This window comes from Microbulbifer sp. A4B17 (assembly GCF_003076275.1).
Classification (GTDB): domain Bacteria; phylum Pseudomonadota; class Gammaproteobacteria; order Pseudomonadales; family Cellvibrionaceae; genus Microbulbifer.
Genome location: NZ_CP029064.1, coordinates 1,836,497 through 1,862,719 on the forward strand (window position 1 = coordinate 1,836,497; position 26,223 = coordinate 1,862,719).

21 protein-coding genes and 1 tRNA gene are annotated in these 26,223 nt (G+C 50.9%); 18 read left to right on the forward strand and 4 right to left on the reverse strand.

The window, feature by feature from the left end:
• Positions 1–30: 30 nt before the first annotated feature.
• From BTJ40_RS08355 to BTJ40_RS08365, 3 genes are all read left to right on the forward strand, one after another.
• Entirely contained in the window at positions 31–840 is an 810-nt protein-coding gene (locus tag BTJ40_RS08355; RefSeq protein WP_108732647.1) for a GIN domain-containing protein, read from the forward strand.
• A 127-nt stretch (positions 841–967) separates the two neighbouring features.
• The gene (locus tag BTJ40_RS08360; RefSeq protein ID WP_108732648.1) at positions 968–2,437 is read left to right on the forward strand and encodes a YcjX family protein; all 1,470 of its coding nucleotides are present in this window, start codon (positions 968–970) and stop codon (positions 2,435–2,437) included.
• Positions 2,434–3,558 (forward strand): YcjF family protein, encoded by a 1,125-nt coding sequence (locus tag BTJ40_RS08365; protein ID WP_238152168.1) that lies wholly within the window; start codon positions 2,434–2,436, stop codon positions 3,556–3,558. Before BTJ40_RS08360 ends, BTJ40_RS08365 begins: the two co-directional genes overlap by 4 nt.
• 73 nt (positions 3,559–3,631) lie before the next feature.
• Here BTJ40_RS08365 and BTJ40_RS08370 read toward each other — a convergent pair whose 3' ends face one another.
• Entirely contained in the window at positions 3,632–4,132 is a 501-nt protein-coding gene (locus tag BTJ40_RS08370; RefSeq protein ID WP_238152169.1) for a hypothetical protein, read from the reverse strand.
• Between the two features lie 242 nt (positions 4,133–4,374).
• On the opposite strand from BTJ40_RS08370, the gene gorA reads away from it, so the two are divergent.
• Positions 4,375–5,733, forward strand: a complete 1,359-nt coding sequence (gene gorA, locus BTJ40_RS08375; protein ID WP_108732650.1) for a glutathione-disulfide reductase — start codon at positions 4,375–4,377, stop codon at positions 5,731–5,733.
• 90 nt (positions 5,734–5,823) lie between these two features.
• Here gorA and BTJ40_RS08380 read toward each other — a convergent pair whose 3' ends face one another.
• Positions 5,824–6,180 (reverse strand): HPF/RaiA family ribosome-associated protein, encoded by a 357-nt coding sequence (locus tag BTJ40_RS08380; RefSeq protein ID WP_108732651.1) that lies wholly within the window; start codon positions 6,178–6,180, stop codon positions 5,824–5,826.
• A gap of 540 nt (positions 6,181–6,720) precedes the next feature.
• Here BTJ40_RS08380 and BTJ40_RS08385 point away from each other — a divergent pair.
• Complete coding sequence (locus BTJ40_RS08385) at positions 6,721–7,650, forward strand: hypothetical protein (protein ID WP_157953970.1); 930 nt, start codon at positions 6,721–6,723, stop codon at positions 7,648–7,650.
• Positions 7,651–7,765: 115 nt separating this feature from the next.
• Here the strand turns inward: BTJ40_RS08385 and thpR are convergent, their stop codons facing one another.
• Positions 7,766–8,350, reverse strand: a complete 585-nt coding sequence (thpR, locus tag BTJ40_RS08390) for an RNA 2',3'-cyclic phosphodiesterase (RefSeq protein ID WP_108732653.1) — start codon at positions 8,348–8,350, stop codon at positions 7,766–7,768.
• Positions 8,351–8,496: 146 nt separating this feature from the next.
• Between thpR and BTJ40_RS08395 the strand changes: the two genes are divergently transcribed.
• Complete coding sequence (locus BTJ40_RS08395; RefSeq protein ID WP_108732654.1) at positions 8,497–8,973, forward strand: Hsp20 family protein; 477 nt, start codon at positions 8,497–8,499, stop codon at positions 8,971–8,973.
• Position 8,974: 1 nt separating this feature from the next.
• A complete protein-coding gene (locus BTJ40_RS08400) occupies positions 8,975–9,622 on the forward strand; it encodes a class I SAM-dependent methyltransferase (protein ID WP_108732655.1) in 648 nt (215 codons plus the stop codon).
• Positions 9,623–9,692: 70 nt separating this feature from the next.
• Here BTJ40_RS08400 and BTJ40_RS08405 read toward each other — a convergent pair whose 3' ends face one another.
• Positions 9,693–10,679: a GlxA family transcriptional regulator gene (locus BTJ40_RS08405; protein ID WP_108732656.1), complete on the reverse strand. Its 987-nt coding sequence runs from the start codon at positions 10,677–10,679 to the stop codon at positions 9,693–9,695.
• 139 nt (positions 10,680–10,818) lie between these two features.
• Between BTJ40_RS08405 and BTJ40_RS08410 the strand changes: the two genes are divergently transcribed.
• The 11 genes from BTJ40_RS08410 to BTJ40_RS08460 all read left to right on the forward strand — a co-directional run bounded on the left by BTJ40_RS08410 (position 10,819) and on the right by BTJ40_RS08460 (position 26,222).
• On the forward strand, positions 10,819–12,675 hold the full coding sequence (locus BTJ40_RS08410) for a beta-ketoacyl synthase (protein WP_108732657.1): 1,857 nt from the start codon (positions 10,819–10,821) through the stop codon (positions 12,673–12,675).
• A 76-nt stretch (positions 12,676–12,751) separates the two neighbouring features.
• Positions 12,752–13,336 carry a helix-turn-helix domain-containing protein gene (locus tag BTJ40_RS08415; protein ID WP_108732658.1) on the forward strand — a complete coding sequence of 195 codons (585 nt, stop codon included), beginning with the start codon at positions 12,752–12,754 and terminating at the stop codon, positions 13,334–13,336.
• A gap of 298 nt (positions 13,337–13,634) precedes the next feature.
• Entirely contained in the window at positions 13,635–15,791 is a 2,157-nt protein-coding gene (gene fadB / locus BTJ40_RS08420) for a fatty acid oxidation complex subunit alpha FadB (RefSeq protein WP_108732659.1), read from the forward strand.
• An 11-nt stretch (positions 15,792–15,802) separates the two neighbouring features.
• Entirely contained in the window at positions 15,803–16,978 is a 1,176-nt protein-coding gene (gene fadA / locus BTJ40_RS08425; RefSeq protein ID WP_108732660.1) for an acetyl-CoA C-acyltransferase FadA, read from the forward strand.
• 181 nt (positions 16,979–17,159) lie between these two features.
• Positions 17,160–17,244: transfer RNA gene (locus BTJ40_RS08430), tRNA-Leu, on the forward strand.
• Positions 17,245–17,428: 184 nt separating this feature from the next.
• Positions 17,429–18,742 carry a trigger factor gene (gene tig, locus BTJ40_RS08435; protein ID WP_108732661.1) on the forward strand — a complete coding sequence of 438 codons (1,314 nt, stop codon included), beginning with the start codon at positions 17,429–17,431 and terminating at the stop codon, positions 18,740–18,742.
• A gap of 186 nt (positions 18,743–18,928) precedes the next feature.
• On the forward strand, positions 18,929–19,570 hold the full coding sequence (gene clpP / locus BTJ40_RS08440) for an ATP-dependent Clp endopeptidase proteolytic subunit ClpP (protein ID WP_108732662.1): 642 nt from the start codon (positions 18,929–18,931) through the stop codon (positions 19,568–19,570).
• A 161-nt stretch (positions 19,571–19,731) separates the two neighbouring features.
• Positions 19,732–21,018: an ATP-dependent Clp protease ATP-binding subunit ClpX gene (clpX, locus tag BTJ40_RS08445; RefSeq protein ID WP_108732663.1), complete on the forward strand. Its 1,287-nt coding sequence runs from the start codon at positions 19,732–19,734 to the stop codon at positions 21,016–21,018.
• Positions 21,019–21,285: 267 nt separating this feature from the next.
• On the forward strand, positions 21,286–23,691 hold the full coding sequence (gene lon, locus BTJ40_RS08450) for an endopeptidase La (protein ID WP_108732664.1): 2,406 nt from the start codon (positions 21,286–21,288) through the stop codon (positions 23,689–23,691).
• A gap of 199 nt (positions 23,692–23,890) precedes the next feature.
• On the forward strand, positions 23,891–24,220 hold the full coding sequence (locus tag BTJ40_RS08455; RefSeq protein ID WP_255422880.1) for an HU family DNA-binding protein: 330 nt from the start codon (positions 23,891–23,893) through the stop codon (positions 24,218–24,220).
• Between the two features lie 118 nt (positions 24,221–24,338).
• Positions 24,339–26,222, forward strand: a complete 1,884-nt coding sequence (locus tag BTJ40_RS08460) for a SurA N-terminal domain-containing protein (protein WP_108732665.1) — start codon at positions 24,339–24,341, stop codon at positions 26,220–26,222.
• Position 26,223 lies beyond the last annotated feature (1 nt).

Sequence of the window (26,223 nt, forward strand, 5' to 3'; positions counted from 1 at the left end):
TGAACTGGTAATAACGATGAGATTCCTCTAATGATGAACTTGAAGAAGACGCTTTTTGCCCCGTTGTTGGTAATGCTCGCCACAGTTGCTACGTATTGCGCCAATACCCAGGCTGAAGAAATGGAAACCAAGCGTTTTGATGTGAAAGGATTCAATCAGGTGTCACTTAAAGGAAGTTCTCACCTGAAGTTGATTCAAGGCGACAGTTTTGAAGTGGTAGCTGTTGGGCCAGTCAGCACAATGCCTTACGTCAAAGTTGAGGTAAAAGGGCAAAGGCTGGAGCTATCGGTCGAGGAGAATACACAGAATCTTTTTGGGTTTGTCACCATCTCCCGAGGGCAGGGTGGTGAAGTCAACTTTACAGTGACTATGCCCGAGATTGAGTCACTAAAAGTGACGGGTTCAGGTGAGGCCAGATCCTCCAGTATTGAGAGTGAAGATCTGACTCTGGGGGTGACAGGCTCAGGGGTGATTAATATTGACAAGGCCGCATCAGAAAATTTGAAGGCTTATGTTACTGGCTCTGGCGACCTGTTTCTCAATAAGGCATTGACCGTTAGCGGAGAGGTTGCAGTCACTGGTTCCGGCGACATGAAGATAAGCAGCATAACCGGTGAGAGCTTGAAAGCGGAGATTCAAGGTTCAGGTGATTTGTTGGTTGGCGGGCGAGTTGCCGATGTGAACGTTCGCATTATGGGATCTGGTGATTTTATAGGCCGTAGCCTGCGCTCGGACAATGCCGAGGGTTCAATCATGGGATCTGGCGATATCGTCTTGAAACGGCCGGGAAGTGACTCCTTCTCGATAATGGGATCTGGGGACGTCGCATTAGTCGATTAAGCGGTGGCATCATAGCCCCGGTTCAATTATGGCGCATGGCTTCTAAGGCTGTGCGCCCATTTCGTCTAGGGGAGACTCTGGCATATCTTTCATCCCCACTATTCCCATTTCCGGAAGTTATCTTTATATGGAACCCAAATTGACAGAGTGTGTGTCGATGGAACACGAGGACTCTGTGCATACTGAGAGTCAATCCCGTCCACGTTTAAAAGAAAAGTTGCGCCGTTGGGGCCGAGAGGCCCAGGATAAATCTCATTGGGCAACAGAGCGTCTATTGGACCGACGCATCTGCATCGGTATCACTGGGCTCAGTGGCGCCGGCAAATCCACGTTTCTTACCAGTCTGATTTACCAACTCAGCAACCCAGAAAAATCCCAGTTACCCGGTTTTGCTCCAGCACTCAATGGCGATTTGCTGGGCGCTGAGCTGAAACCGGCACTGGATTCTGGCCTGAACCCGTTTGACTATGAAACCTGCCTGTCGGCGCTTATGGCTGAGCTGCCCAGCTGGCCTCAAAGTACCCGAGAAGCTTCGGCGATGGAGTTGCACATCCATTTGCGCAGTCGGCGTCGCTTCCGAAAGGCCGGAAGAAAGACGTTGGTAGTAGAGTTACGTGACTACCCTGGCGAGTGGTTGATGGACCTGCCACTGCTGCGTATGGACTATGCGGAATGGTGTCGTCATCAAACACATTTACTCTCCACTGATGCGCGCTCAAAGCTTGCTCCTGAGTTGGCAGCTCAGCTGGCGGCATTGTCACCGCAGGCGAGTGCAGATGAAGTTGATCTGGATGAATTATGGGTGGGATACCGTCGATTTCTCCTGAATTGTCGAGCCAGGTTCAACCTCAGTTACTTGCAACCTGGCAGAGCGCTTTTGGATGAAGAGGCATATGGAGTAGTGCCACTTCTCGATTTGCGTGGACTAGATCCTGCACAGTTAGCCGCATTGCCGGAGAGTAGCGTTTTTAAGATCTTGCAGGCGCGGTACGATCGCTACGTAAAAAATCAGGTGAGGCCTTTCGTCGACAGCCATTTTCGGCACCTCGATCGACAGCTGGTACTGGTTGATATGATTGGCGCCCTATTTGCTGGTGAGCAGTCCCTGGAAGATATGCGCCTGGCATTCACTCATCTTGCCGATACTTTTCGCTATGGTGAGTCAGGAGTTATCAGCAAACTTTGGCGCCCCAAAGTTAATCGACTCCTCTTTGCTGCCACAAAAGTGGATCAGGTGCTTGCCGCCGATCACGATGCCCTGAGACAACTTCTTGGACAACAATTGCAACAGGCTTTCTCCGACGCCCGCCACCGAGGTTTACCGGTGTTTAGCGAGGCGATCGCGGCGGTGCGCTGCTCCAGAGAGGGGCAGAGGAATGGAAGGAGGATGCTGATGGGGTACGATTTGCAGGGTCAATATTTAGGCTTTGAAAATGCGGAGATCTTTTCCCAGCTCCCCTATGAGGACCAGGGCTGGAGCCACTATGCCGGTGCCGCACCGCCACAGTTAAGGCCGCCAGTGGGAATGCAGGCAGGACATATTCCGCACATTCGAGTGGATGCCCTTTTGAATCTTCTGCTGGGAGATAAGGTTTGATTAACAGTGAGAAAAGTACCGCACATCGACGTGAGACCCGTATTGAGTCGTTGGATGAGCCGGGACAGGAAGCTCCACACAGAGATACCACCTGGGTGGAATCACTCGCAGATGAGTCGGTAGAGATACCCAGATCAATTACTACGGGAGAGTCACTTCCTGACAGGATCGCTTTCTCAGAGTTGCGCTTACCCTCTTTCCGTTTTAAGTGGTTGAAGCCTGCGCTTCTCTCTGCGCTTGCGGTTGTAGTAGCCGTGATTGCATGGGAGTTTCACGGCTTCTATCAATGGGCGGCCGAAAAACACTGGGGACTGGGCGTTTTAGTCGGCATTTTGATGGCGAGCTTATTCGGGATTATAGCCAGTTCCGTGTGGGAGTTTTTCCGAGCTGGGCGTCCGCTGGGTAAGCTTGAGAAAACTCAGACACTGGCTATAGAAGTTCGGGATTGCCGAGGCCACCAAGAGGCGCAAGTGTTCAGACGCAATTTACAGGAACATTTTGCCGGTAAGCCCCAAGGCGTACTTCTCAATCGGGTTCTGGATGAGGCGGCGGACTACTACGATAGCAGTGAGCTGTTACAGCATTTGGAGGTCACCTTCTTAAATGCCCTTGACCAGGAGGCCCTAAGAAGAGTTGTACGACATTCAACCAGCACCGGCGCTCTGGTGGGGCTGAGCCCCTTTGCCAGCATCGATATTCTGGTTGCGTTGAGACAGTCGTTGCGAATGATTGATGATATTGCACAGATCTATGGTGTGAGACCGTCGGTGGTCGTGAGGTGGCGCCTGTTCAAAAGAGTTTTGTCATTGGTTGCTTACAGCGGTGCCAGCGAATATGCAATCAGTGAAATATGGCCGGAACTGGTTGGTGATAGCATGCTCAGCACAGTTTCTGTGCGCTTGGGGCAGGGGGTAGGTGCGAGCTTATTTGTTGCTCGTATTGGCCTGGCAACCATGCAAACTTGCCGGCCCATTCCTTTTACCGAAAAGCAGCGGCCGCGCTTGCGAACAGTTATGGCTCGGATTGGCGGTGGCCTTAAAGAGAAAATGCCTGAGTTATTTTCTATGGTTGGACTTAGTCAGCGCAAAGAAGGTAAGGTCCGCAGGGCGGATACCGAATAGCCTTTGGGTTGATAGGTGCTTATTTGGCTTTCGAATTGAGAGGGGCAGGAGTCTGCCCTCCCATGCCAGAGGCTTATTGAAACTGTTTTTTCATCAACATGCGTGTGTGATGTCGGTCAACCAGTTGGGCCAGGGTCTCATAGCGGCGCTGTATGAAAGGAGCGGGGTTGTTATTTCCCGATTCATCCCGATATTCAACTCCAGACCGAACGTGTTGGAGTTCCTTGGCCAATTCTTTAATAGCGGTAAAGATTTTCTGTGTATCGTCTTCGCTGTGAAATACCGAGCTTTGTGTGGTGTCCGTCAAGTAGTCATTACACTCACTCAACCAGTCTAATCTCTGCTCCAGAAACTGTATCGTATTGCGAATTCCCCCGGTGTATTCGGGGTTGAAGTTGTGGTTGATATACTTGTCGAGGCTGCGCATGCCTGAGCCGACAAACTGTTCTACCACATCGCCGCAGTATTTTTCTGACAGGTAAGAAGGGTGAGACTTTGCGCTGCTTAAATTGCTGATGAGCAGTAGACAGGTAAGCAATAGGGCGCGCTGCATCACTGCAATTGGGTATTTCATATTATTGCCCATAGGTTTTGCTCTTATTAGTGGCTGTTATTTTATCCGCCTAAGGTTTTTTTGTTGTGCAATTTCCTTGGGCGGGCTGATATCTGTGACAGCGGTCACATGAATATCCAATGCGAAGTCAAGTGTCAATGATTATTAAGTAAGAATTGTCAGCTTGAAATGGTTGTTCACTTTGAACTTGATGTTAGGCTGTTTAAAAGTTATTCGAAAACATAACTGAGTGGGAGTTTATTTTGGCTGAGTATGATTTTGATCTGTTTGTCATCGGGGCGGGTTCTGGCGGCGTACGTGCAGGCAGAATGGCCGCTGCGCAAGGTATGAAGGTTGCGGTTGCTGAAGATCGTTATATGGGTGGAACCTGCGTAAATGTAGGCTGTGTTCCCAAAAAACTCTTTGTGTATGCGAGCGGTTATCCGTCAGATTTTTCAGATGCCCGTGCCTATGGTTGGAATAGCGGGGAAGTCGAGTTTGATTGGCCGACCTTGCGGGACAACAACGCGAAAGAAATCGGTCGGCTCAATGGAATCTATCGCAATCTGCTGGAAACCTCTGGTGTGGAAATTCTGGACGGGAGGGCCAGCATCAAGGGGCCCCATAGTGTTGTTGTTAACGGTAAAGAAATTACCGCAGAGCGCATTTTAGTAGCGACTGGGGGCTGGCCATTTGTCCCAGATATCCCCGGCCGAGAATTTGCGCTGACGTCTAACGAAGTTTTCTCAATGGAAACTTTTCCCCAACGAGTTTTGGTTGTTGGTGGTGGCTATATAGCTGTCGAGTTTGCAGGCATCTTTGCGGGCCTGGGAGCGGATGTGCACCTCTCCTATCGGCGGGATTTATTCTTGCGGGGTTTCGATCGTGACATTCGCACTTTTGTTCGCGACGAAATGCTGAAGAAAAATATCGACCTTAAGTTTAATCACAGCATTGTATCTATTGAGAAGCTCCAGGATGGTAGCTTGCTGGCTCACGCCAGTGATGGTTCCAGTATTAATGTAGATATGGTCCTCTATGCGACTGGGCGAGCCGCCAATACCAAGGGTTTGGGTTTGGAAGAGTTAGGGGTTGTATTGCACAGGGATGGAACAATCTCTGTCGATGACAATTTCAGGACCAGTGTACAGTCAATTTATGCTCTGGGGGATGTAACCGGTGAGCCCCAACTTACTCCTGTCGCGCTGGCAGAGGCTATGGCTTTGGTGAAGCATTGGCGTACAGGAGAAACGGCTGAAATTGACTATAACAATATTCCGACCGCGGTTTTCTGTCAGCCGAATATCGGTACTGTGGGGCTGTCAGAAGAGGAGGCGCGGGACTCGGGCCTTGACGTCAATATTTATAAGTCTGAATTCAGGCCTATGCGTCATACGGTGAGTGGCAATACAGAGCGGACGCTGATGAAGCTGGTTGTAGATGCCTCTAGTGACAAGGTGATTGGGGTGCATATGGTCGGAGATGACGCGGGGGAGATTATTCAGGGTATGGCTGTTGCTCTGAAGGCGGGGGCAACCAAAAGGACCTTTGATTCAACGATCGGTATCCATCCAACCGCCGCTGAGGAGTTTGTAACAATGAGGACCCCGGTTGAGGGTTAGGTGCCTCTACTACCATGGCAAAATGGTCCTGTAGCGGTTAAGAAATAAAAAAGGCGGCAGGAATGCCGCCTTTTTTGTGATTAACAGTCTTTAACTGGGCTCTTCTACGACTTCGTGTAGGGCCTGGTGTCGCCGAGCTTTCTTGCGTTCACTGCGCTCTTTCAGGCAGCGTTCGGCGGAGGCAAATGTGTCGTTTACTGCTCGATGTATTGACTCGTTTTCACTGCTAATAGTCACGGGATTGCCACTAATTGCAAGTTCTAGGGAGGCTTTGAAGTGCCTGCCTTTGGTTTTGTGCTGATGGGGAGCTTCGAGGACTACGCGACTATGTATGATGTCGCCACAATAACGTTCCAGCTTATGTAACTTTTTAGATACGGTAGTCGCCAGAGCGGCTGACTTGTCGATGTCGCGGAACACAATGTTATCGTTAGGCGCTGATTTCATGGGCACATACCTCCGGTTAAAAGAAACCATGCAGGCCGCTTTTGCGGTTTGCTGTAAAGAAGGTAGGGCGCCCTGGTGGGAGGGTTCGAGGCTGCAGTTGAAGCGCCGAGCCGCCGGAATCGCAACGATTGTTTGCTGACTATGCAGCTTAGGGTGTTTTACGTCCGGGTCGGGTTTCCGCTGAGTCCAGCGATCTTCTCCCTGCTATCCATAATGCTTCCGCTAAAAAAAAAATCAAGCGCTATTACAGAAAAAATTCACATAAATTTTGATGCCTGGTCACAGTAGTGACATGAAGTTATGGATTTTGAGGTTTATTGGTCATCTGGTTGGCTCAGGTGGACGCAAGGTCATTGCCGATAGCTTGCTCCCTGCGTAAAATTGACCGCATTGCGCAGAAGCTTCACTCTGACACAGTACCTAGAGCAGCTGCGCTTCCAACATACGAAACACATCAATTCGAGAAATGGGTTCAGGACGATGGCGGTAAAGCGTTGTTGCTCGCTTCTTTTAGCGGGCTTAGTAGTAATGGGTGGGGCAGTGGCACAAGCGCAGACGCCCCTCACGGCGGAGAAAAACCGTCTTGCGCGGCTGGAGCAGTCTCTCGAGAACAGGACCGTTGGTCTTGAGGATGTCGAAAATGAACTGCTGTCCTATGAATATAAGCTCGAGCAGGCTCAAAAATCTCTCGATGACCTGCGCCTGGAATACGAAGCGAGTCGCCAGGAACTCAATCAGGCGACCCGCGCTTACGAGTCAAGCCCCAACTCTGATGCTGAGCGCCGCTTAAAGAAGGCCAAGCATGCATTTGCTATGGCTGAGAGAGGAGTGGATAGCCGTTCTCGCCGCCTTGAATTCATCAAGGAAAATCATCAGCAGTTACAGCAAAAACTGCTCGAAGAAAAGCAGGCAGTTGCCGATGCCAAAGCCAAGATCTCTGCCCAGCAGGATAAGATCAGCAAAATGGTAGACGATATGCTGGCAAAGGCCGAGGCCTCAGAGAGGAGGGCTGCAATGGCGCGGGCCGCAGCTACTTCAGAGAAGCCCAAGCCCCCTAAAATCCGGGCACAGGTTGAGCCGCCGAAACGTGAAGAGCCCGCTAAAGTGGAAGTTGCTGCCAAGCGTGAGATCGACTCGGACTTATTAGATTATGTAAGGCAGGAAACGGCGCGTCTTAACACTCTCTTGGCTGATGAGGAGAGCAATGACAGGCAAACCTTCCACAATCTTGAGTTGCGACCAGTCGGGGGTGAAAGAGTACCCTTTGAGTTCTTAGGGGAAAATCAATATCGTCTGGTGACTACGGTTGAGTCAGGTCGCCAAACTTATAAAATTAATACCTGGAAATTCCGCCGCACGATTCCGGCGGAAGATGATGGGGCTCGCTATGTCTTTATTTTTGATGCCCGGCGCCTCTCTCGACCAAGGCTGGTTATGTATCCTGAATATGTACTGGCAGAGCTGAACTGATTTTTCAGCTTCACAGCAAAGTAAAAGGCGAGCCTCTGGCTCGCTTTTTACTTTTAGGATATTTGACATGAAGTTTTCAGAGTTATCAGTTTGATTTTACTTTTGCGCTGGATGTTTATTGCGGCTGCAGCGGGACTGTTTGCAGTGCTGTGTAAGAACTGCCGATAGGGCTGGGGCGGCTTTGATAAAGTGTAATATTGTTGAGTGTTAGGGGGTGGTCAAGCTCAATAGGAGAAAAACCTTGAAATTTTCTCTTGCTTCTACACAGGGTGATATGCGGGCGGTAGGAGCTGCTTTCAGTCGATATGGATAGACTCTCTATGAGATATTTAACGGATAGCTGCAGGGTCAGCAATTGTTCCGTAGCTGCGAGTTCTGCAGCGATTAGCTGGGAGGAATTTCCGGGGAATGTGCCAAGTTTAAATAGGTTGGTTTCCAGCTCCGTGGTGCCTTGGGCTATAGAGGTCAAGCCGGTTTTTAGCGCTGGAATTATTTCAGTTGGGATTTGGCCGAGAAAGCAAAGGGTTATATGGCGGTTTTCTAGAGCTGTCCAGCGGACATTGGCAAATAATTTGGTGTTTTGCTCGCGCTTGATAAGGGTAGTTAACTTGTTTAAGTATTCTTGTGTCTTTTTATCGAGCTGGATGCCGATAAAACCTCTGAGACTAGACCTTTGAGGGTTTTTGGTAGTTTCTGGCATAAAATTTATCTTTTACCCTTGAATAAAAAAATCCTGCCCGCATCTCTTTTATACAGGCGGTAGCTTGATTGATAAGTGCCTCTGGAAAGCATCCGGTCATTTGACGGATACACTCTTAGATATTGCTCTGAATTGAGGATATGATAATGCGTAATTTTGATTTTTCTCCACTTTACCGTTCAGCAATCGGTTTTGACCGTATGGCCAGCCTTCTCGATGCGATGACAACCAGCGAGCAAAAGCAGCCTTCCTACCCCCCTTACGATATAGAATTAACTGGTGAGGATAGCTATCGAATCACCATGGCTGTCGCCGGTTTTGAGCAATCGGAACTCGATATTCAAGTGGAGCAGAATCGCTTGGTGGTTAGTGGTACGAAACCAGAAAGCAATAGTCAGGGAAATTATTTGCATCGTGGTATCGCTGCAAGAAATTTTGAGCGACGTTTTCAACTCGCAGACCATGTAAAAGTGACCGATGCAAAATTAGCTAATGGGCTGCTACATATAGAATTGGTGCGTGAAATACCTGAAGCGATGAAACCGAGAAAGATTTCGATCACGGAGGGTAATGTTCTGCAGCATGCAAAGGGTAATGCCGAGTCTGGTGCGGCAGTAGCGTAAATTGTCACTCCAGTGCCCCCTGTGCCGCCATCGTGCGGCACAGCTTTACCATAAGGATAAGTTTCGCAGTTATTACCAATGTGATAACTGCGACCTCGTTTTTGTTCCTTCGCAATTCCACTTGGCGCCCGATAAAGAGCGAGCCTACTACGACCTTCATGAGAATTCGATGGAAGATGAAGGTTATCGCCAATTCCTCAGTCGCTGCGCACAGCCCCTGCTCAAAGAATTGGAAAGCCCCTGTCATGGGTTGGACTTCGGTTGTGGTCCGGCCCCTCTGCTAGCTAAAATTCTGGCGGAAAACGGGCATAGAGTGGATTTATATGATTACTTTTACATGCCCGCCCGAAAGGCGCTGCATAGGAGTTACGATTTCATAGTTGCAACTGAGGTGATTGAACATCTCGTGCAGCCCGGGGTGGAAATTGAGAGTCTTTGGCAGAGGTTGCGCGCTGGAGGTGTAATGGCCCTGATGACGAAGCTGGTTATTTCTGCTGAGCGTTTTGCGAACTGGCATTACATCAGAGATCCGACACATATTTGCTTTTTTAGTGTGAATACTTTTGAGTGGTTGGCTCGATCTCTGGGGGCTGAGCTCCAGTTTGTCCACAGCGATGTTATTTTCTTGCGAAAAATAAGGGGCCTCTAATTAATTGCGCAATACTTGTGCGATCATTAAAGCCCCTCGTGCAGAATCTTAAGAATTATTCATAAGCGCCTTAAGTATTCACCCTGAATAGTTTGGCTCGCACTGTAGTGCGGTATTCACTGGGGGTTGTCGCCAGGAATTTTTTGAATAGCGCAGTAAAGTGCCCCATATCCTGGTAGCCGACTTTTTCAGCAATTTCATTAACTGAGAGATTGCTTGACTGAAGCAGTTCACGTGCCATATCAACCCTGACATTTTGCAAGTACTGTAAAGGTGTCTGCCCCGTGGCAAGTTTAAAGCGGCGATTGAAGGATCGAACGCTCATATCGAAAAGCTGTGCTACTTCGCTGAGGCGCACTTCGGTGTCGCAGTGCTCTTTGAGCCAGGCTTGGGCCTGTACAATATCTTCGTCTGGATGAAGGTGAACTGATCCTTCCGAGTATGCTATTTCTTCAAAAGGCCGGCGAATTTCGTGGGAGAAATTACGCTCCACATGGCTGGCAATAGCCGGCCCATACAGTTGGCGAATCATATGGACCGTAACATCAGCTAAGGCATTGACGCTGGCCGCACAGAACAGTTTGTCCGCCTGGGTAATAAAATACTGACGCTTTAGTTTCACCTCTGGGTAGTCTGAGCTGAATTGATCAAAGTAATGCCAGTGAGTGGTGGCGGGTTTGCCATTGAGAAGGCCCGCTTCTGCTAAGAAGCAGACCCCGGTACCCACTGCGCTGATAGCTGCTCCTTGTTGTTCCTGGCGGCGCAGCCATTCCAGTATCTTTCCGCTTCGCTTGAGAGCGGGGCGGGGGTTGCGCCACATGGTTGGGATATAGATCAGATCGCTATCTGGTGCATCGCTCAGGGCGACGTCTGGTTGAAGGGTAAATCCGCACCGAGTATTAACCGGCCCCCCATCTAAGCTTGCTGTCACCAGCTTTAGACTGCTCTTAATGCCCTCCACTCTGGCGCGGCTCTCTGCGCCACGAAGCATTTCAAGTGGGAGAACGGTACCGGTTGCCAGCATCTGGTCGATAAGTAGAAAAGTTACTATTCGCATTACACATCTGTGCGCACTTGCGCGATTGGCCAAAACACTCAATTTTGCTGGCCAGTATGCCCATAACTGGACAGATTCGCCACCCCCTACACTCCCATCTCTTATTTTTATAGTGTTAAGTACTTGGCTGGAGGTCAGGATGCAGCGCCTTCCCGTAATCACCGCATTCGGTGGATTCAACCCTGCTGGACGTAGTTCTTTCCATAGGGGGTACTCCCGCCTCGTGCTGGACAAGCTGGGCAAGGAGGAGCGGGATAGCACTCTTTCCGACCTGGCAGCCTTGATGGGCCTACGCTCCGGTGACGATGCTGGAGGCGCGTTGGAACCTGCCTTGGAGCAACAGGTATTGGACGGTACTCTGGTGCGCGAACTTGAGAGTCGCTATTACGATTACCGCAAATGCCACTTTCATCAGGCCGCCCATCTTGCTAACCCCCAGGGTTTGACATTCGAAATTTCCACTCGACAGCTTCCGCAGCCAGTACCTCCTCATTGGCAACTGGAGCCAGTTCAGGGTGGCAAGGTTCGCGTAACCACGACTGAACTCTCAGTTATGCTGGATAGTCACCGTGAAATTACCGTAGCGGCTGCCGGGCAGCTTCCGACGGGCTTTGAGCCGGGGACTAAATACAACTCTCGATTTCACCCGAGAGGCTTGCAGCTGGCTCTGTTGGGTGCCTCAGATGCGGTGCAGTCAATGGGCATTGACTGGGATACTGTTGTGTCTGCGGCTGGGCCGGGAAATATTTCGCTATATGCGGCCTCGGCCATGAGCCAGCTGGACCCATTCGGTAACGGCGGTTTATTGCAGTCTCGCCTGCGCGGTGGCCGTGTTAGCTCGAAGCAGTTGGCGTTGGGTTTAAACAGCATGCCTGCGGATTTTGTTAACGCCTATGTTCTCGGGAATGTTGGCTCTACCGGCGCTGTAGCGGGCGCTTGTGCGACCTTCCTGTATAACCTTCGCGCAGGGGTGGAAGATATTCGCTCGGGTAGGGCTAGAGTCGCAGTGATCGGTGCGGCAGAGGCGCCATTGGTTCCTGAGGTTGTTGATGGCTACTCGACGATGGGTGCTCTCGCCACCACTGAGAATTTGCGCAAGCTGTTTCCGGGAGAGGTTGATTACCGCCGTACCAGTCGCCCATTTGGCGAGAATTGTGGTTTTACTCTCGGTGAGGGCACCCAGTGGGTCATATTGATGGATGATGCTCTGGCTCTTGAGCTGGGCGCTTCGGTATATGGTTCTGTTGCCGGCGTGTTTACCAATGCCGATGGGACAAAAAAATCCATCTCCGCGCCCGGTCCCGGAAATTACCTGACGATGGCCAGAGCGATGGCGGAGGCTCGGGCAATTGTGGGTGAAGATAGTTTGCGACGTCGCAGTTTCATACAGGCCCATGGTTCCAGTACGCCGCAAAACAGAGTTACTGAATCCGCAATTTTCGATCGTTTAGCCGGCGTATTTGGCATAACAGAGTGGCCCATTTGTGCGGTTAAGGCATTTTTAGGGCATACCGTTGCCTCGGCTAGCGGGGATCAATTGGTCACGGCGCTGGGTGTGTTTGATCGGGGAATACTTCCCGGAGTAACCACTGTCGATCGTATCGCTGACGATGTTCATTGTAAGAATCTGGATATCTCCCTCGAGCATACCGACAGGGGGCGTGGGGCGCTGGATCTTGCGTTCCTGAACTCAAAAGGTTTTGGCGGCAATAATGCGACGGCAACAATCTTGTCTCCCCAGATTACAAAATCAATGATGGAAAAACGTCATGGCAAGCCCGCGATTACGGCGTCTCAAGTATTCAACGAGAAGGTTGTAGAGCAGAGTGAAAAATACAACGCCAAGGCTTCTCGTGGTGATCTTGATGTTATTTATCGATTTGGTGAGGGCATGATCAATGAAAGCGAGATTGCTATCTCAGAAGAAGAAATATGCCTGCCCGGAATGCCGCCGGTGAAACTGCCAAATGGAAATCCCTTTGAAGATATGGTGTGATTGGCTTTCAAATAACACCTCAATTGTGGTGATTTTTACCTGAGGGGAGATTGCACAAAAGGAGCTAATGGGGAACATGGATGATCCTGAAGGGGATGTTGGCGCCCGCTTGAAAGTGGTGCGCCACATTTACGGTATCTCACAGAGGGAGTTGGCAAGACGGGCTGGAGTAACCAACGCAACAATTTCTTTTATTGAACTGGGAAAGGTTAGTCCTTCTGTAAGCTCCCTAAAGAAAATATTAGGCGCCATTCCTATGTCGCTAACCGATTTTTTTTCCTTGGAAATATCGGGCGCAAAGCAAATTTTTTTTCGCGGAAGTGAGGTGCCTGATATCGGTCGCGGTGCTGTGTCCTGTCGTTTATTTGAAGGGGCAATGGCAAATTCCGGTATGTCGCTTTTGTGGAAGGTGTTTCCCGCTGGGGAGGACTCCGGTTTTTCTCTGGAGCCTGCCGAAGGGGAGATTGGCGGGGTGGTTGTCAGTGGCAACCTGGAGGTGACTGTCGGCTCTGACTTTGCTTTGCTAAGCGCAGGGGATGGATACTATTTTGATGCCCAGCGCCCTCATCGCTTCCGAAATTCTGGCAATTGTGACTGTGTGGTTATCAGTGCCATGACGCCGGCCTATAGGGCGGCCTCTGTAGATGAGTCCTCCTCCTGATCGGTTGGTAAAAAGAGGAAGTTTGTGCCAGATAGCTGATAAAGCGGCATAAACCGAGATAGACTAGCCCCGCTTCAATTTCTCGCTATTCGTCGATCTGGCGAATTTCTGTACTTCCGCACCTTTGGTGCCATTCCATTTGTAAGAAATAGTATTCAAACAATCGTTTGAATCTGGCTATACTACGGCTGACCATATTGGGCCAAAGTGTCACCGCACCTTGCGGTACGGCCCGTGGTTGCACAAAAATTCCGACCCCGGGCCCAGGATCACGGCCCAGAATAAAAGAGGTCAATCAATGTTATTTAGTGGCAAAGCGCTCACGGTACAGATGCTGGACAACGGCATCGCCGAGCTCAAATTCGACCTGCAAGGCGAATCCGTCAATAAATTTAACCGCCAGACGGTTTCTGAATTCTCCCAAGCGCTGGATGCTATCGAGGCAGCGGACGGTGTGAAAGGCGTACTGCTGACCAGTGGTAAAGGCGTCTTCATAGTTGGTGCTGATATCACTGAGTTTGGCGATGCTTTCTCTGCGGGTGCAGAGGGTGTTGCAGATCTGATGAATCAGAACAACGAAAATATTAACCGCCTGGAAGACCTGCCGGTTCCGACCGCGGTGGCCATCAATGGCTACGCACTCGGCGGTGGTTTTGAGGTGTGCCTGGGCTGTGACTTCCGCCTGATGGGTGAAGAAGCCAAAGTTGGCCTTCCCGAAGTTAAGCTGGGTCTGATCCCTGGGTGGGGCGGTACTGTTCGCCTGCCGCGAGTGGTGGGTGTTGACGTTGCCGCTGAGTGGATTGCAGCGGGTAAAGAGCAGAAGCCCGCCTCAGCGCTGGAGGCTCACGCAGTTGATGCTGTAGTTCCTACCGATAAGCTTAAAGATGCTGCGATCAAGTTGCTTGAGCGCGCCATCAATGGCGAACTGGATTACAAGGCCAGTCGCGAGACCAAGAAATCCCCGATTCCCTTGAATGACACTGAAGCGCTGATGGCCTTCTTTACCACCAAGGCTTTTGTGGGGCAGCAGGCGGGTAAAAACTACCCTTCCCCAGTAGCTGCGGTTGAGTCTATCGAGCAAGGTTATAAGCTGACCCGCGACGAAGCGCTGAAAATTGAGCAAGAGAAGTTCATTTTCTGTGCGCAGACTGGCACTGCAAAGTCTCTCGTAGGGCTGTTCCTGGCAGACCAGGCAATCAGCAAGGTTGCCAAGGGTTGGGAGAAGAAAGCCGATAAGCCGATTGAGCGTGCTGCAGTATTGGGTGCTGGCATCATGGGTGGCGGTATCGCCTACCAGTCCGCCTACAAAGGCACCCCAATTAAGATGAAGGATATCGACCAGAAGGGTATCGACCTCGGTCTGAATGAAGCGAATAAGCTGCTGTCCAAGCTGGTTGATCGCAAGCGCCTGACTCCGGTGAAAATGGGTGAAGTACTTAATCGCATCGAGCCGACCCTGAGTTACGACGGCTTCAACGATATCGACGTTGTTGTGGAAGCTGTAGTTGAAAACCCCAAGGTGAAGCACGCTGTACTGAAAGAAGTGGAAACCAAGGTAAGCGAAGATACCGTAATCGCTTCTAACACCTCCACCATCTCCATTAATCACCTGGCAGAGCCGCTTTCCCGCCCGGAAAACTTCCTCGGTATGCACTTCTTCAACCCAGTGCACAAAATGCCGCTGGTTGAAGTTATTCGTGGCGAAAAGACTTCCGACACCGCTGTAGCTCGCGTTGTCGCCTACGCTAACAAGATGGGCAAGAAGGCCATCGTTGTACGCGACTGCCCTGGATTCCTGGTTAACCGCGTTCTCTTCCCTTACTTTGCTGGTTTCTCCATGCTGGTGCGCGATGGTGCTGATTTCCAGGCCGTTGATAAGGTTATGGAGCGCTGGGGCTGGCCGATGGGCCCAGCTTACCTGATGGACGTTGTCGGTATTGATACCGGTGTTCACGCGGAAAGCGTAATGGCTGAAGGATTCCCTGATCGTATGGGTAAAAACTTCACTGCGGCTTCCGACGTAATGTATGAGGCGGGTCGCTACGGTCAGAAGAACAACAAAGGCTTCTACAACTACGAGCAGGACAAAAAAGGTCGCCCGAAGAAAGTGGCTACCGAAGAGTCCTACGAGCTGCTGAAACCGCATGTAGCTGAGCGTCGTGAGTTCGAAAAAGACGAAATTATTGAGCGCATGATGGTGCCTATGGCAACCGAGCTGGCTCGTTGCCTGGAAGAGGGTATCGTCGACTCCCCGGCTGAAGCCGATATGGCACTGATCTACGGCATTGGCTTCCCTCCATTCCGCGGTGGAATCTTTGCGTGGCTGGATAGCATCGGCTTGGATGAGTTCGTGAAGATTGCCGATAAGTACGCCGATCTGGGTGAGCTGTACAAGCCGACCGATCGCATGCGTGAAATGGCCGCAAGTGGCAAAACCTACTACGGCGACAAGTAAGGAGAATAGCGATGAGTTTAAATCCTAGAGATGCCGTAATCGTCGACTACGCGCGCACGGCCATGGGTCGCTCGAAGAATGGTGTATACCGCCATGTTCGCGCCGACGATATGTCTGCTGAGCTGCTGAAAAAATTCCTGCAGCGCAATGACAAGCTCGATCCCGCTGAGATCGATGACCTGATCTGGGGTTGCGTTATGCAGCGCGACGAGCAGGGCTTCAACGTAGCTCGTTTTATCCTGCTGCGCGCTGGCCTGCCGCATACCATCCCAGCCCAGACCGTCAATCGTCTGTGTGGCTCCTCTATGTCCTCCCTGCATACTGCAGCTGCCAACATCCAGGCTGGCGTTGGCGATGTGTACGTTGTGGGTGGTGTTGAGCACATGGGTCACCTGAACATGATGGAGCATGTCAGCCCCAACCCAATGCTGGGCCGCTATATGGCCAAAGCTGCCGGCTCCATGGGCATGACTGCTGAATACCTGGCAATGATGCACGGTATCCAGCGTCAGCAGATGGATGAGTTCGGCGCTCGCTCTCACCACCGTGCTGCCGAAGCTACCAAAGCTGGCAAATTCAATCGCGAGATTATTGCCATTGAAGGTCACGACGATGACGGCGTGCCTTTCCTGGTTGAGACTGATCAAACCATCCGTCCCGACACCACCGTCGAAGGTCTGGCCCAGCTGAAGCCGGCATTCGATCCCAAGCATGGCCAGGTGACTGCCGGTACTTCTTCCCAGATCACCGACGGTGCTTCAGTGATGCTGGTTATGTCCGCTGAGCGCGCTCAGGCTTTGGGTGTGACTCCTATTGCTCGAGTGAAAGAGATGGCGCTGGCTGGTGTTGATCCATCCATCATGGGTTACGGTCCGGTACCATCCACCAAGAAAGCGCTCAAGAGATCGGGCCTGACTGTCGGCGATATCGACAAGTTTGAGCTTAATGAGGCATTTGCGGCCCAGGCGTTGCCAGTGCTGAAGGATCTGGATCTGCTTGAACAGATGGATGAGAAGGTCAACCTGTACGGTGGCGCTATCGCTCTCGGCCACCCCTTTGGTTGCTCTGGTGTGCGTATTACCGGTACTTTGCTGAGTGTTATGCAAAATGAAGGTGGCAACCTGGGTGTATCCACTATGTGTATCGGTCTGGGGCAGGGTATTACCACTGTCGTAGAGCGAGTCTAACCTAGTTAGATCCCGAAAAAGGCGCCTTTGGGGCGCCTTTTTTTATTTTGTGAGGAAAGTGTTCAGTAAAGTGTTGAAGCCCTCAAAATGCTGTGGCACAATCTGCACCCCTTGTCGCGATAGGCTCTGAAAAAGTAGCGAAAGCGCTTAAATATCAAAGAGTTAGCGGCAGGTTCGATTTGGGGACGTGGTGAAATTGGTAGACACGCCAGATTTAGGTTCTGGTGCCGAAAGGTGTGGGAGTTCGAGTCTCCCCGTCCCCACCAAATTAAAAGCCTTGAAGTCCGTGTGACTTGCCCTGGAGGGGTGGGTGCGGGCTTCTTGTGTATTTGGCGGCAGCTCAAAATAATGTTTTGATGCTGCGCCCACGAGGTTGCTGGCTAAGTCTCGGCGACCCGGTATTCGTTGGCGCTGCGGCGCGATTACAGAGATAGTCTCACGAGGATAAACATGCAGGTTTCCATCGAAACTACTTCCGGTCTGGAGCGTCGCTTAACGGTCAACTTGCCGGCGGAAATCGTCGACAAAGAAGTGGACAAACGCCTCCAGCAGGCTGCTAAGACTGTTCGCATCAACGGCTTCCGCAAAGGCAAAGTGCCGATGAAAGTTGTTCGTCAGCGTTTTGGTGCTGGCGTTCGTCAGGAAGTTCTGGGTGAGGTAATGAGCCGTTCTTTCTACGAAGCTGTACAGAAGGAAGAGGTTAAGCCTGCTGGTCAGCCCAGCATCGAAGCTAAGCAGACTGCTGCTGGCGAAAATCTCGAATACGTAGCGACCTTCGAAGTTTACCCTGAAGTTGAACTCTCTGATCTTGCTGAGATTACTGTAGAGCGCCCTGTCGCAGAAGTTACTGATACAGACGTTAAGAACATGATCGATGTTCTGCGCAAGCAGCAGTCCTCCTGGAAAGACACCAAGCGTAAAGCGCAAAAAGGTGATCGTGTTGTTATCAATTTTGTTGGCCGCAAAGACGGTGAAGAGTTCGAAGGCGGTAAGGCCGAAGGGCACCAGTTGGTGCTGGGCTCCGGCCAGATGATCCCCGGATTTGAGGAAGGCATTCAGGGTATGAAGCCTGGTGAAGAGAAAGATCTCGATCTGACCTTCCCGGAAGATTACCAGGCAGAAGAGCTTCGCGGTGCTGCAGTTACCTTTAACATTAAAGTAACCTCCTCTGAGAAGCCTGAGCTCCCCGAGCTGAACGAAGATTTCTTCAAGGCTTACGGTGTTCAGGAAGGTGGCGAAGAGAAGTTCCGCGAGGAAGTTCGCAATAACATGCAGCGCGAGCTGAAGAATGCGGCTCTGAACAAAGTCAAGACCCAGATTATGGATCAGTTGTTCGAGAAGCATCCGGTAGAGCTGCCCTCCGCTCTGGTTGCCAGCGAAGTAACTACTCTGCGTGGTCAGATGGTTCAGCAGTTTGGTGGTCAGATTAAGGCTGAAGATGCAGAGCGTATGCTCCCTGACACTATGTTCGAAGAGCAGGCCAAGCGCCGCGTAGTTCTAGGCTTGGTGGTTGGTGAAATCGTTAAGCAGAACGAAATTTCTGTTGACGCAGATCGTGTAAAGGCAAAAGTTGAAGAGCTGGCCTCTACCTACCAGCAGCCACAAGAGGTTGTTGATTACTACTACAGCAATCGCGAACTGCTCTCTGGTGTTGAGTCTGTTGTGCTGGAAGATCAGGTTGTTGATCACGTACTGGCTTCAGCTAAAGTATCTGAAGTTGACAGCAGCTACGACGAAGTGATTAAGCCGCAAAAGCAAGGCTAATCTCTCACTTCAATCAGGTGTGGGGTGGCGTCTGCTCAAGCGTGACGCCCCTACATCTCCTTCCTTTTTACCGGCTGGCTTTCTCTCGCCTGACCGGTTAAGCTCTGAAAACCAAATTTTCAGCATGGGCAACGATGCCTATTCGCTGACCTGCCGAATACGCCACAAAAGGAAGCAATGGTACCTATGGCACGAATTGATTTTCCAAAAGGTTCAATAGAGCCCTCAGCATCCGGCTTAGTCCCCATGGTGGTAGAGCAAACCGCCAGGGGTGAGCGCTCATTTGATATTTATTCCCGTTTGTTGAAAGAGCGTGTGATCTTTCTGGTCGGGCCTGTAGAAGACCATATGGCCAACCTGGTTGTTGCTCAGCTGCTGTTCCTTGAAGCTGAGAATCCGGATAAAGATATTCACCTGTACATCAATTCACCGGGCGGTTCGGTAACTGCCGGCATGTCTATCTATGACACCATGCAGTTTATCAAGCCGGATGTCAGCACTATGTGTATCGGGCAGGCCTGTAGCATGGGTGCCTTTTTACTGACAGCAGGTGCTGAAGGTAAACGCTTCGTAACACCTAACTCCCGTGTAATGATTCACCAGCCCAGCGGTGGTGCTCAGGGGCAGGCGAGTGATATTCATATTCACGCCCAGGAAATTCTAAAGATTCGCCATCGCTTGAATGAATTGATGGCACACCATTCTGGACGTCCAGTCAGTGATATCGAGAGAGATACGGAGCGGGATAACTTTATGAGTGCCGATGAAGCCAAGGAATATGGCTTGGTCGATGATGTGCTGTCTCGCCGACAAGCTTTCGATAAGTAGATTTTTCTACGAAAAAAGCTTGCCAGAGGCGGATTTTTGCAAAAGCTGGTTTTTTTATAGACTGGCTTTCCGGGGGACTTGAAAATTACGCCAAAAGGCAGCATCTTGCTGAGTAAGCTGAATTTAAGGCCCTGGCCGGCCAGTGACGACGGAGTATTTTGATGACCGACAAAAGCAGCGGAGAAGACAGCGGAAAATTGCTGTACTGCTCTTTCTGTGGCAAGAGCCAGCAGGAAGTGCGGAAGTTAATCGCTGGGCCGTCAGTCTTTATCTGCGATGAGTGTGTCGAGTTGTGTACCGACATTATTCGTGAAGAAGTGCAAGAGACTGCGGAGGGGCCCGAAGGGCGCCTGCCGACACCCCGTGAGATTACTGAGATCCTCGATCAGTATGTGATTGGGCAGGAGAGAGCCAAGCGTGTATTGGCGGTCGCTGTTTACAATCACTATAAGCGTTTGCGCACCAAGTCTGGTGTGAAAGGAAAGGATGAAGTAGAGCTCAGTAAATCCAATATTTTGCTGGTTGGTCCTACCGGTAGTGGTAAAACCCTGCTTGCCGAGACCCTGGCTCGCCTGCTCAATGTTCCTTTCACAATTGCCGATGCAACCACTTTGACCGAAGCGGGTTACGTGGGTGAGGATGTTGAGAACATTATCCAAAAGCTTTTGCAAAAGTGTGATTACGATGTAGAAAAAGCCCAGCAGGGTATCGTCTACATCGATGAGATCGACAAGATTTCGCGTAAATCAGACAACCCTTCAATTACCCGCGATGTATCTGGAGAAGGTGTACAGCAGGCGTTGCTGAAACTGATCGAAGGCACTGTAGCATCGGTACCACCGCAAGGCGGACGCAAGCATCCGCAGCAGGAATTCCTGCAGGTCGACACCTCTAATATCCTGTTTATTTGTGGCGGAGCTTTTGCTGGCCTGGACAAAGTCATCCGCGATCGCTCAGAGAAAGGCGGTATTGGCTTTAGCGCTGAGGTTAAGTCGAAGGACGGCACCAGTAATTTCGGTGAGATCCTTCGTGACCTGGAGCCCGAAGATCTTGTCCGCTACGGCCTGATCCCCGAGTTTGTCGGACGCCTGCCGGTGACTGCCACTCTGGAGGAGCTGGATCGTGAGGCCCTGGTACAGATCCTGACTGAACCGCGCAACGCCCTGACCAAGCAGTACGCAAAACTGTTTGAGATGGAAGATGTTGAGTTGGACTTCCGCCCCGATGCACTGGATGCGGTTGCCACCAAGGCAATGGAGCGCAAGACTGGCGCCCGTGGCCTGCGCTCGATCATGGAATCTGTACTGTTAGAGACTATGTACGACATACCATCTACGGATAATGTAGTGAAAGTAGTCATCGACGAAGCGGTCATTAAAGGCGAGTCTGCTCCGCTTCTGGTCTATGAGAGTGAATCCCAGCCGCAGAAAGCGGCGCCGGAAGAGTAGCTCAAAGCCCACCTTAAAAAGCCCCAATATCGGGGCTTTTTTTATAGCATTTTCTGATTACGCAGGCACCTGATCGCTTATCTTGGCATTCCTGGCTTGATTCGCACTATGAACTCGGCACAAATTGGTCGCGAGATTAGACTTGTATTTCGGGCCCTTCCCCCCCATTACTAGCATCTGAAGGGCGGTGGCCCAGGTTAAGCTGTCATTTCCAACAGCAGCATGATGCCGCGCCAAATACCCAGTGATAGGGCCGAGAGGAGTTCTATGGATCAGTCATCCGACACCACACTTGAATATCCGTTGTTGCCATTGCGCGATGTTGTTGTTTACCCCCATATGGTGATCCCGTTGTTTGTGGGCAGGGAAAAGTCCATAGAGGCTCTGGAAGAAGCCATGCGCAGGGATAAGCAGGTATTGCTTGTGGCGCAGCGAAAGGCATCTGAGGATGACCCTGGCGCAGATGATATCTATCGCGTTGGCACCATTGCCAGTGTCCTGCAGTTGCTCAAGCTTCCCGACGGTACCGTGAAGGTACTGGTAGAGGGAGGTGAACGCGTAAATATCCACGAAGTGATGGAGAGGGATAATCACTTCGAAGCGACAGTGGAAGCGATGGAGACTCAGGAGTTACCTGAAGGCGAAGCAGATGCCCTGGTACGCTCTGTAATGTCCCAGTTTGAGCAGTATGTCTCTGTCAGTAAAAAAGTGCCCAATGAGGTAATAACCTCCCTGTCGGGAATCGATGAGCCCGGCCGCCTGGCGGATACCATTTCTGCTCATATGTCCCTCGAGCTGGCTCAGAAGCAAGAACTTCTGGAGACTGTTAGCGTAAAGGAACGCTTGGAGCATTTGCTGGGGCTGATGGATGCCGAAATCGACCTGATTCAGGTGGAAAAACGCATTCGCGGGCGCGTAAAGAAGCAAATGGAGAAAAGCCAGCGCGAGTATTATCTCAATGAGCAGATGAAAGCGATTCAAAAAGAGTTGGGCGAGATCACCGAAGAGCCCAATGAAATTGAAGAGTTGGAAAACAAGATTGCCGAATCCGGCATGAGTGCAGAAGCGGAGAAAAAAACCCGCGCCGAGCTGGCAAAATTAAAGATGATGTCGCCTATGTCTGCGGAAGCTTCGGTTTTGCGCAGCTACATCGACTGGATGTTAAGCCTGCCTTGGAAGAAAGCCAGTCGGGTAAGACACGACCTTATAAAAGCTGAGGAAATTCTTGAGAAAGAACACTACGGCCTGGAAGAAGTTAAAGAGCGGATTCTGGAATACCTTGCTGTTCAGAAGCGTGTGAAGAAAGTGAAGGGTCCGATCCTCTGTCTGGTCGGGCCGCCGGGAGTTGGTAAAACTTCACTTGGTCAATCCATTGCTCGAGCAACAAATCGCCAGTATATACGTATGGCTCTGGGTGGCGTGCGTGATGAGGCTGAAATCCGCGGGCATCGACGCACTTATATTGGCTCACTGCCGGGCAAGCTGATTCAGAAAATTTCGAAAGTTGGAGTGAAGAATCCCCTGTTCCTGCTCGACGAGGTCGACAAAATGGGGATGGATCAGCGCGGCGATCCCGCCTCAGCGCTTCTTGAGGTTTTGGATCCAGAGCAGAATAAAACCTTCAATGACCACTATTTGGAAGTGGACTATGACCTTTCCGATGTGATGTTTGTCTGCACCTCTAACTCGATGAATATTCCAGGTCCATTGCTGGACCGTATGGAAGTTATTCGAATCCCTGGTTATACCGAGGACGAAAAACTGAATATTGCACAGCGCTATCTTGTGCCGAAGCAGCGCAAAGCCAACGGTCTTAAAGATGATGAGCTGGATCTCTCCGATGACAGTATTCGAGATATTGTCCGCTACTACACCCGTGAAGCGGGTGTGCGTGGCCTGGACCGGGAGATTGCCAAGATCTGCCGCAAGGTAGTAACCGAGCACGTTCGCAATCCTTCAGAGAAGAAGGCTGTAATACAGCCAGAGCAACTTGAAGAGCTTCTCGGTGTTCGCAAGTTTGATTTTGGCCGTGCAGAGGAAGAGGACAAAATCGGAATTGTCACCGGTCTCGCCTGGACCGAGGTGGGTGGTGAGCTTCTTAACATTGAGGCGTCAGCTGTGCCGGGTAAAGGGCGCATGATCAAAACCGGCTCCCTCGGCGATGTTATGCAGGAGTCTATTCAAGCGGCCTTGACGGTAGTGCGTTCGCGCTCTCAAGCGCTGGGAATAGGTCCGGATTTCCACGAGACCCGTGATATTCATATCCACGTACCAGAAGGTGCCACCCCCAAGGATGGCCCATCGGCGGGTATTGCCATGTGCACCGCTTTGGTGTCTGTGTTAACGGATATTCCCGTGCGCTCAGATGTAGCGATGACCGGAGAAATTACTCTGCGTGGAGAAGTTTTAAGAATTGGTGGTCTTAAAGAAAAGTTGTTGGCAGCGCATCGGGGCGGTATAAAAACTGTACTGATTCCTGCTGATAACGAACGAGATCTGAAGGATATTCCCGATAATATTCTTCAGGACTTGGTAGTTAGGCCCGTCAAGTGGATCGATCAGGTACTTGAGCTGGCACTCGAGCACAAGCCTGAATCCCTGTCTGATGAAGAGTATTCCGCCTTACAGAAAAAGGCAGAGGAGCGCTCGCAGCGCGGAATCCAAACTCACTGACTCTTGTAAAGGGGTGACTTTTGTCGCCCCTTTACAACTTGCAAGGCCAAAACTTCGCCAATCAGGCTATATACGCTGCTTGAAAAGTGTGCATCTGCCCGGAAACCCGCATGGTTCCTTGACCCGCTTCTGGGCAGTTGGTATAAAACGGGGCTTATTGCCCGGCGCGTAAATTGCCGAAGGCTAAAAAATTTAAAGTATGGGTGTCTTTTGTAGACCACCCGAAGCATATTTAAAAAGAACAGAGGGATTAAGCGTGAATAAGTCCGAACTGATTGAAGCAATTGCCGCATCTGCAGATATTCCAAAAGCAGCAGCTGGCCGTGCTTTGGACGCAATGGTTGATAGCATCACTGATGCCCTGAAAAAGGGTGATCAGGTTGCTCTCGTAGGCTTCGGCACTTTTGCTGTTAAAGAGCGTGCAGCCCGTACTGGCCGCAATCCTCGCACTGGCGATCCTATTGAAATTGCAGCGGCAAAAATTCCTAACTTCAAGGCCGGTAAAGCCCTGAAAGACGCTGTAAACTAAGTTTTCAGCAGGCTTTGAGACTTTGTAAAAGAGTCTGATTGTCAAAGAGGCGTGTCAGTTGGGATACGCCTTTTTTGTATCTGATAGCAGTTAAAACAATTAATTTTCGGAGCTGAGCATGCTTCAGTCCATGCGTGACAACCTGAAAGGGACAGCCGCGATTATTGTCGCAGCCTTTTTCGGTTTTATTATGGTCATTGGGGGAATTGATTTCTTCACCGGTGCCAGTGGAGGTGCTGCCGATGCGGTAGCCGAGGTTAATGGCGAAAAAATTACAAACCTGGATTTGCAGCGCGCAATTCAAAATCGCCGCAATATGATCATTAGTCAGTACGGCGAAGATGTGCCCGCTGATTTAATCAGCGATGAGCAGTTGCGTGAGCCAGTTTTACGCCAGTTGGTTTCCAGTGCTGTAATGCGCCAAGCCGCCCAGGACAGCGGTATGGTGATGAGCTCTGCGGCGGTCGATAGAGCGATCGTGGGAATCCCGGCTTTTCAGGTGAATGGCAGTTTTGATCCGCAAATGTACCGCGATGCTTTGCGTCGTATGGGGTATAGCCCCGCAGGCTTCCGCCAGATTATGGAAAATGATATGGCGCTGGAGCAGTACGCAAACAGTGTGGTTGAAAGTGCTTTTACTACCCAGGCGGACGCAGAACAAATTGTTGCGGCCTCTATGGAAGAACGTGATTTTGATTACGTGGTGATGCCGGTTGAAGGCCTGTTAGCAGAGACTCAGGTTTCGGATGCTGAGATAGAACAGTACTATCAAGAGAATCAAGGGCAATACCAGCGTCCGGAGCAGGTGGCGGTTGAGTATATCGAGCTAACTCCTGAAGTATTTGCCGGTAACATTGATATTTCTGAAAGCGATATTCGCGCTCAGTACGAGCAAGAGCTGACAGGATTCGAATCGAAACTTCGTCGTCGCGCTGCACATATTTTGCTTGAAGAAGCTGACGCAGAAAAGATTGCTGAGATTCAGGGCAAACTGGATGCCGGCGAAGATTTTGCCGAGTTGGCAAAGACTTACTCCCAAGACGTAGGCTCTGCGGAGGAAGGTGGTGAGTTGGGTTACACCACGGGTGATGTATTCCCAGAGGCATTCGAGCAGGCCTTGGCCGCACTTGAAGTTGGGCAGGTTTCTGCTCCAGTGACCACTGATAGTGGAACTCACTTTATCAAACTGCTGGAAGTGGAACAGAGTGAGCCACCGAGCTTTGAAGAGCGACAGGTGGCGATTGAAAATCGACTGCGTGAATCTGTTGCCGAGCGCGAGTTTGTTGATGCCTTGTCCCGGCTTGCCGACCTGGCATACAACGCAGATAACCTGGCTGAGCCCGCTGAAGAGTTGGGTGTTCCCCTGAAGACTGCCAATCTGTTTTCTCGCGAGAGCGCATCTGGTGTGCTTTCTAACGGGCAGGTAATTGAAGCTGCTTTCTCTGCGGAAGTGAAAGAGGATGGCAATACTTCAGATGTGATCAATTTGAACAACGAGCACTCTGTCGTTTTGAGGGTCACCGACTCTAAGCCCGCGGGTACGTATCCTCTGGAAGAGGTTCGCCAGCAAATTGTTGACCGTTTGAAGCGTGATAAGGCCAGTGAGCAATTGGCTAAGCAAGCGGAAGAGCTAAAAGAGAAACTCGCTACTGGTACCAGTTTTGCAGAGCTGGCGGAAGCGCAAGGTTTAACCCTGGAGACCAGTGATAAAACTCGTCGCGGAGGTTTTGCTCAGCGCGGCGAGATTAATGCCAAGGCATTTGCATTGCCTGCACCATCTACAGGCAAAGATGAAGTGACCAGCTTCGCTACAAATAATGGTGACCTGGTAGTTCTCGACCTGCGCAGCGTGCGCCCGGGCGAACTGTCCAAGCAGAGCAAAGAGCAGCGTCAGGCACTGATGCAGCAATTGGCCTCTGTAAATGGCGGGGCCGAGTTAGCGGCTATCCAGCGCTACTTGTCCGATCAGGCAAAAATCGACCTGACCTCTTCTGCCGAGTAAC

What these genes read in the sequence shown, in the direction of transcription:
- BTJ40_RS08405 (WP_108732656.1), bottom strand. Translation starts at nt 10,679, where the DNA reads ATGCGAATAGTAACTTTTCTACTTATCGACCAGATGCTGGCAACCGGT.
- tig (WP_108732661.1), top strand. Translation starts at nt 17,429, where the DNA reads ATGCAGGTTTCCATCGAAACTACTTCCGGTCTGGAGCGTCGCTTAACG.
- BTJ40_RS08355 (WP_108732647.1), top strand. Translation starts at nt 31, where the DNA reads ATGATGAACTTGAAGAAGACGCTTTTTGCCCCGTTGTTGGTAATGCTC.
- BTJ40_RS08455 (WP_255422880.1), top strand. Translation starts at nt 23,891, where the DNA reads ATGGGTGTCTTTTGTAGACCACCCGAAGCATATTTAAAAAGAACAGAG.
- thpR (WP_108732653.1), bottom strand. Translation starts at nt 8,350, where the DNA reads ATGCCAGAAACTACCAAAAACCCTCAAAGGTCTAGTCTCAGAGGTTTT.
- BTJ40_RS08370 (WP_238152169.1), bottom strand. Translation starts at nt 4,132, where the DNA reads ATGAAATACCCAATTGCAGTGATGCAGCGCGCCCTATTGCTTACCTGT.
- BTJ40_RS08380 (WP_108732651.1), bottom strand. Translation starts at nt 6,180, where the DNA reads ATGAAATCAGCGCCTAACGATAACATTGTGTTCCGCGACATCGACAAG.
- BTJ40_RS08460 (WP_108732665.1), top strand. Translation starts at nt 24,339, where the DNA reads ATGCTTCAGTCCATGCGTGACAACCTGAAAGGGACAGCCGCGATTATT.
- fadB (WP_108732659.1), top strand. Translation starts at nt 13,635, where the DNA reads ATGTTATTTAGTGGCAAAGCGCTCACGGTACAGATGCTGGACAACGGC.
- BTJ40_RS08410 (WP_108732657.1), top strand. Translation starts at nt 10,819, where the DNA reads ATGCAGCGCCTTCCCGTAATCACCGCATTCGGTGGATTCAACCCTGCT.
- clpP (WP_108732662.1), top strand. Translation starts at nt 18,929, where the DNA reads ATGGCACGAATTGATTTTCCAAAAGGTTCAATAGAGCCCTCAGCATCC.
- BTJ40_RS08415 (WP_108732658.1), top strand. Translation starts at nt 12,752, where the DNA reads ATGGATGATCCTGAAGGGGATGTTGGCGCCCGCTTGAAAGTGGTGCGC.
- fadA (WP_108732660.1), top strand. Translation starts at nt 15,803, where the DNA reads ATGAGTTTAAATCCTAGAGATGCCGTAATCGTCGACTACGCGCGCACG.
- lon (WP_108732664.1), top strand. Translation starts at nt 21,286, where the DNA reads ATGGATCAGTCATCCGACACCACACTTGAATATCCGTTGTTGCCATTG.
- BTJ40_RS08360 (WP_108732648.1), top strand. Translation starts at nt 968, where the DNA reads ATGGAACCCAAATTGACAGAGTGTGTGTCGATGGAACACGAGGACTCT.
- BTJ40_RS08395 (WP_108732654.1), top strand. Translation starts at nt 8,497, where the DNA reads ATGCGTAATTTTGATTTTTCTCCACTTTACCGTTCAGCAATCGGTTTT.
- clpX (WP_108732663.1), top strand. Translation starts at nt 19,732, where the DNA reads ATGACCGACAAAAGCAGCGGAGAAGACAGCGGAAAATTGCTGTACTGC.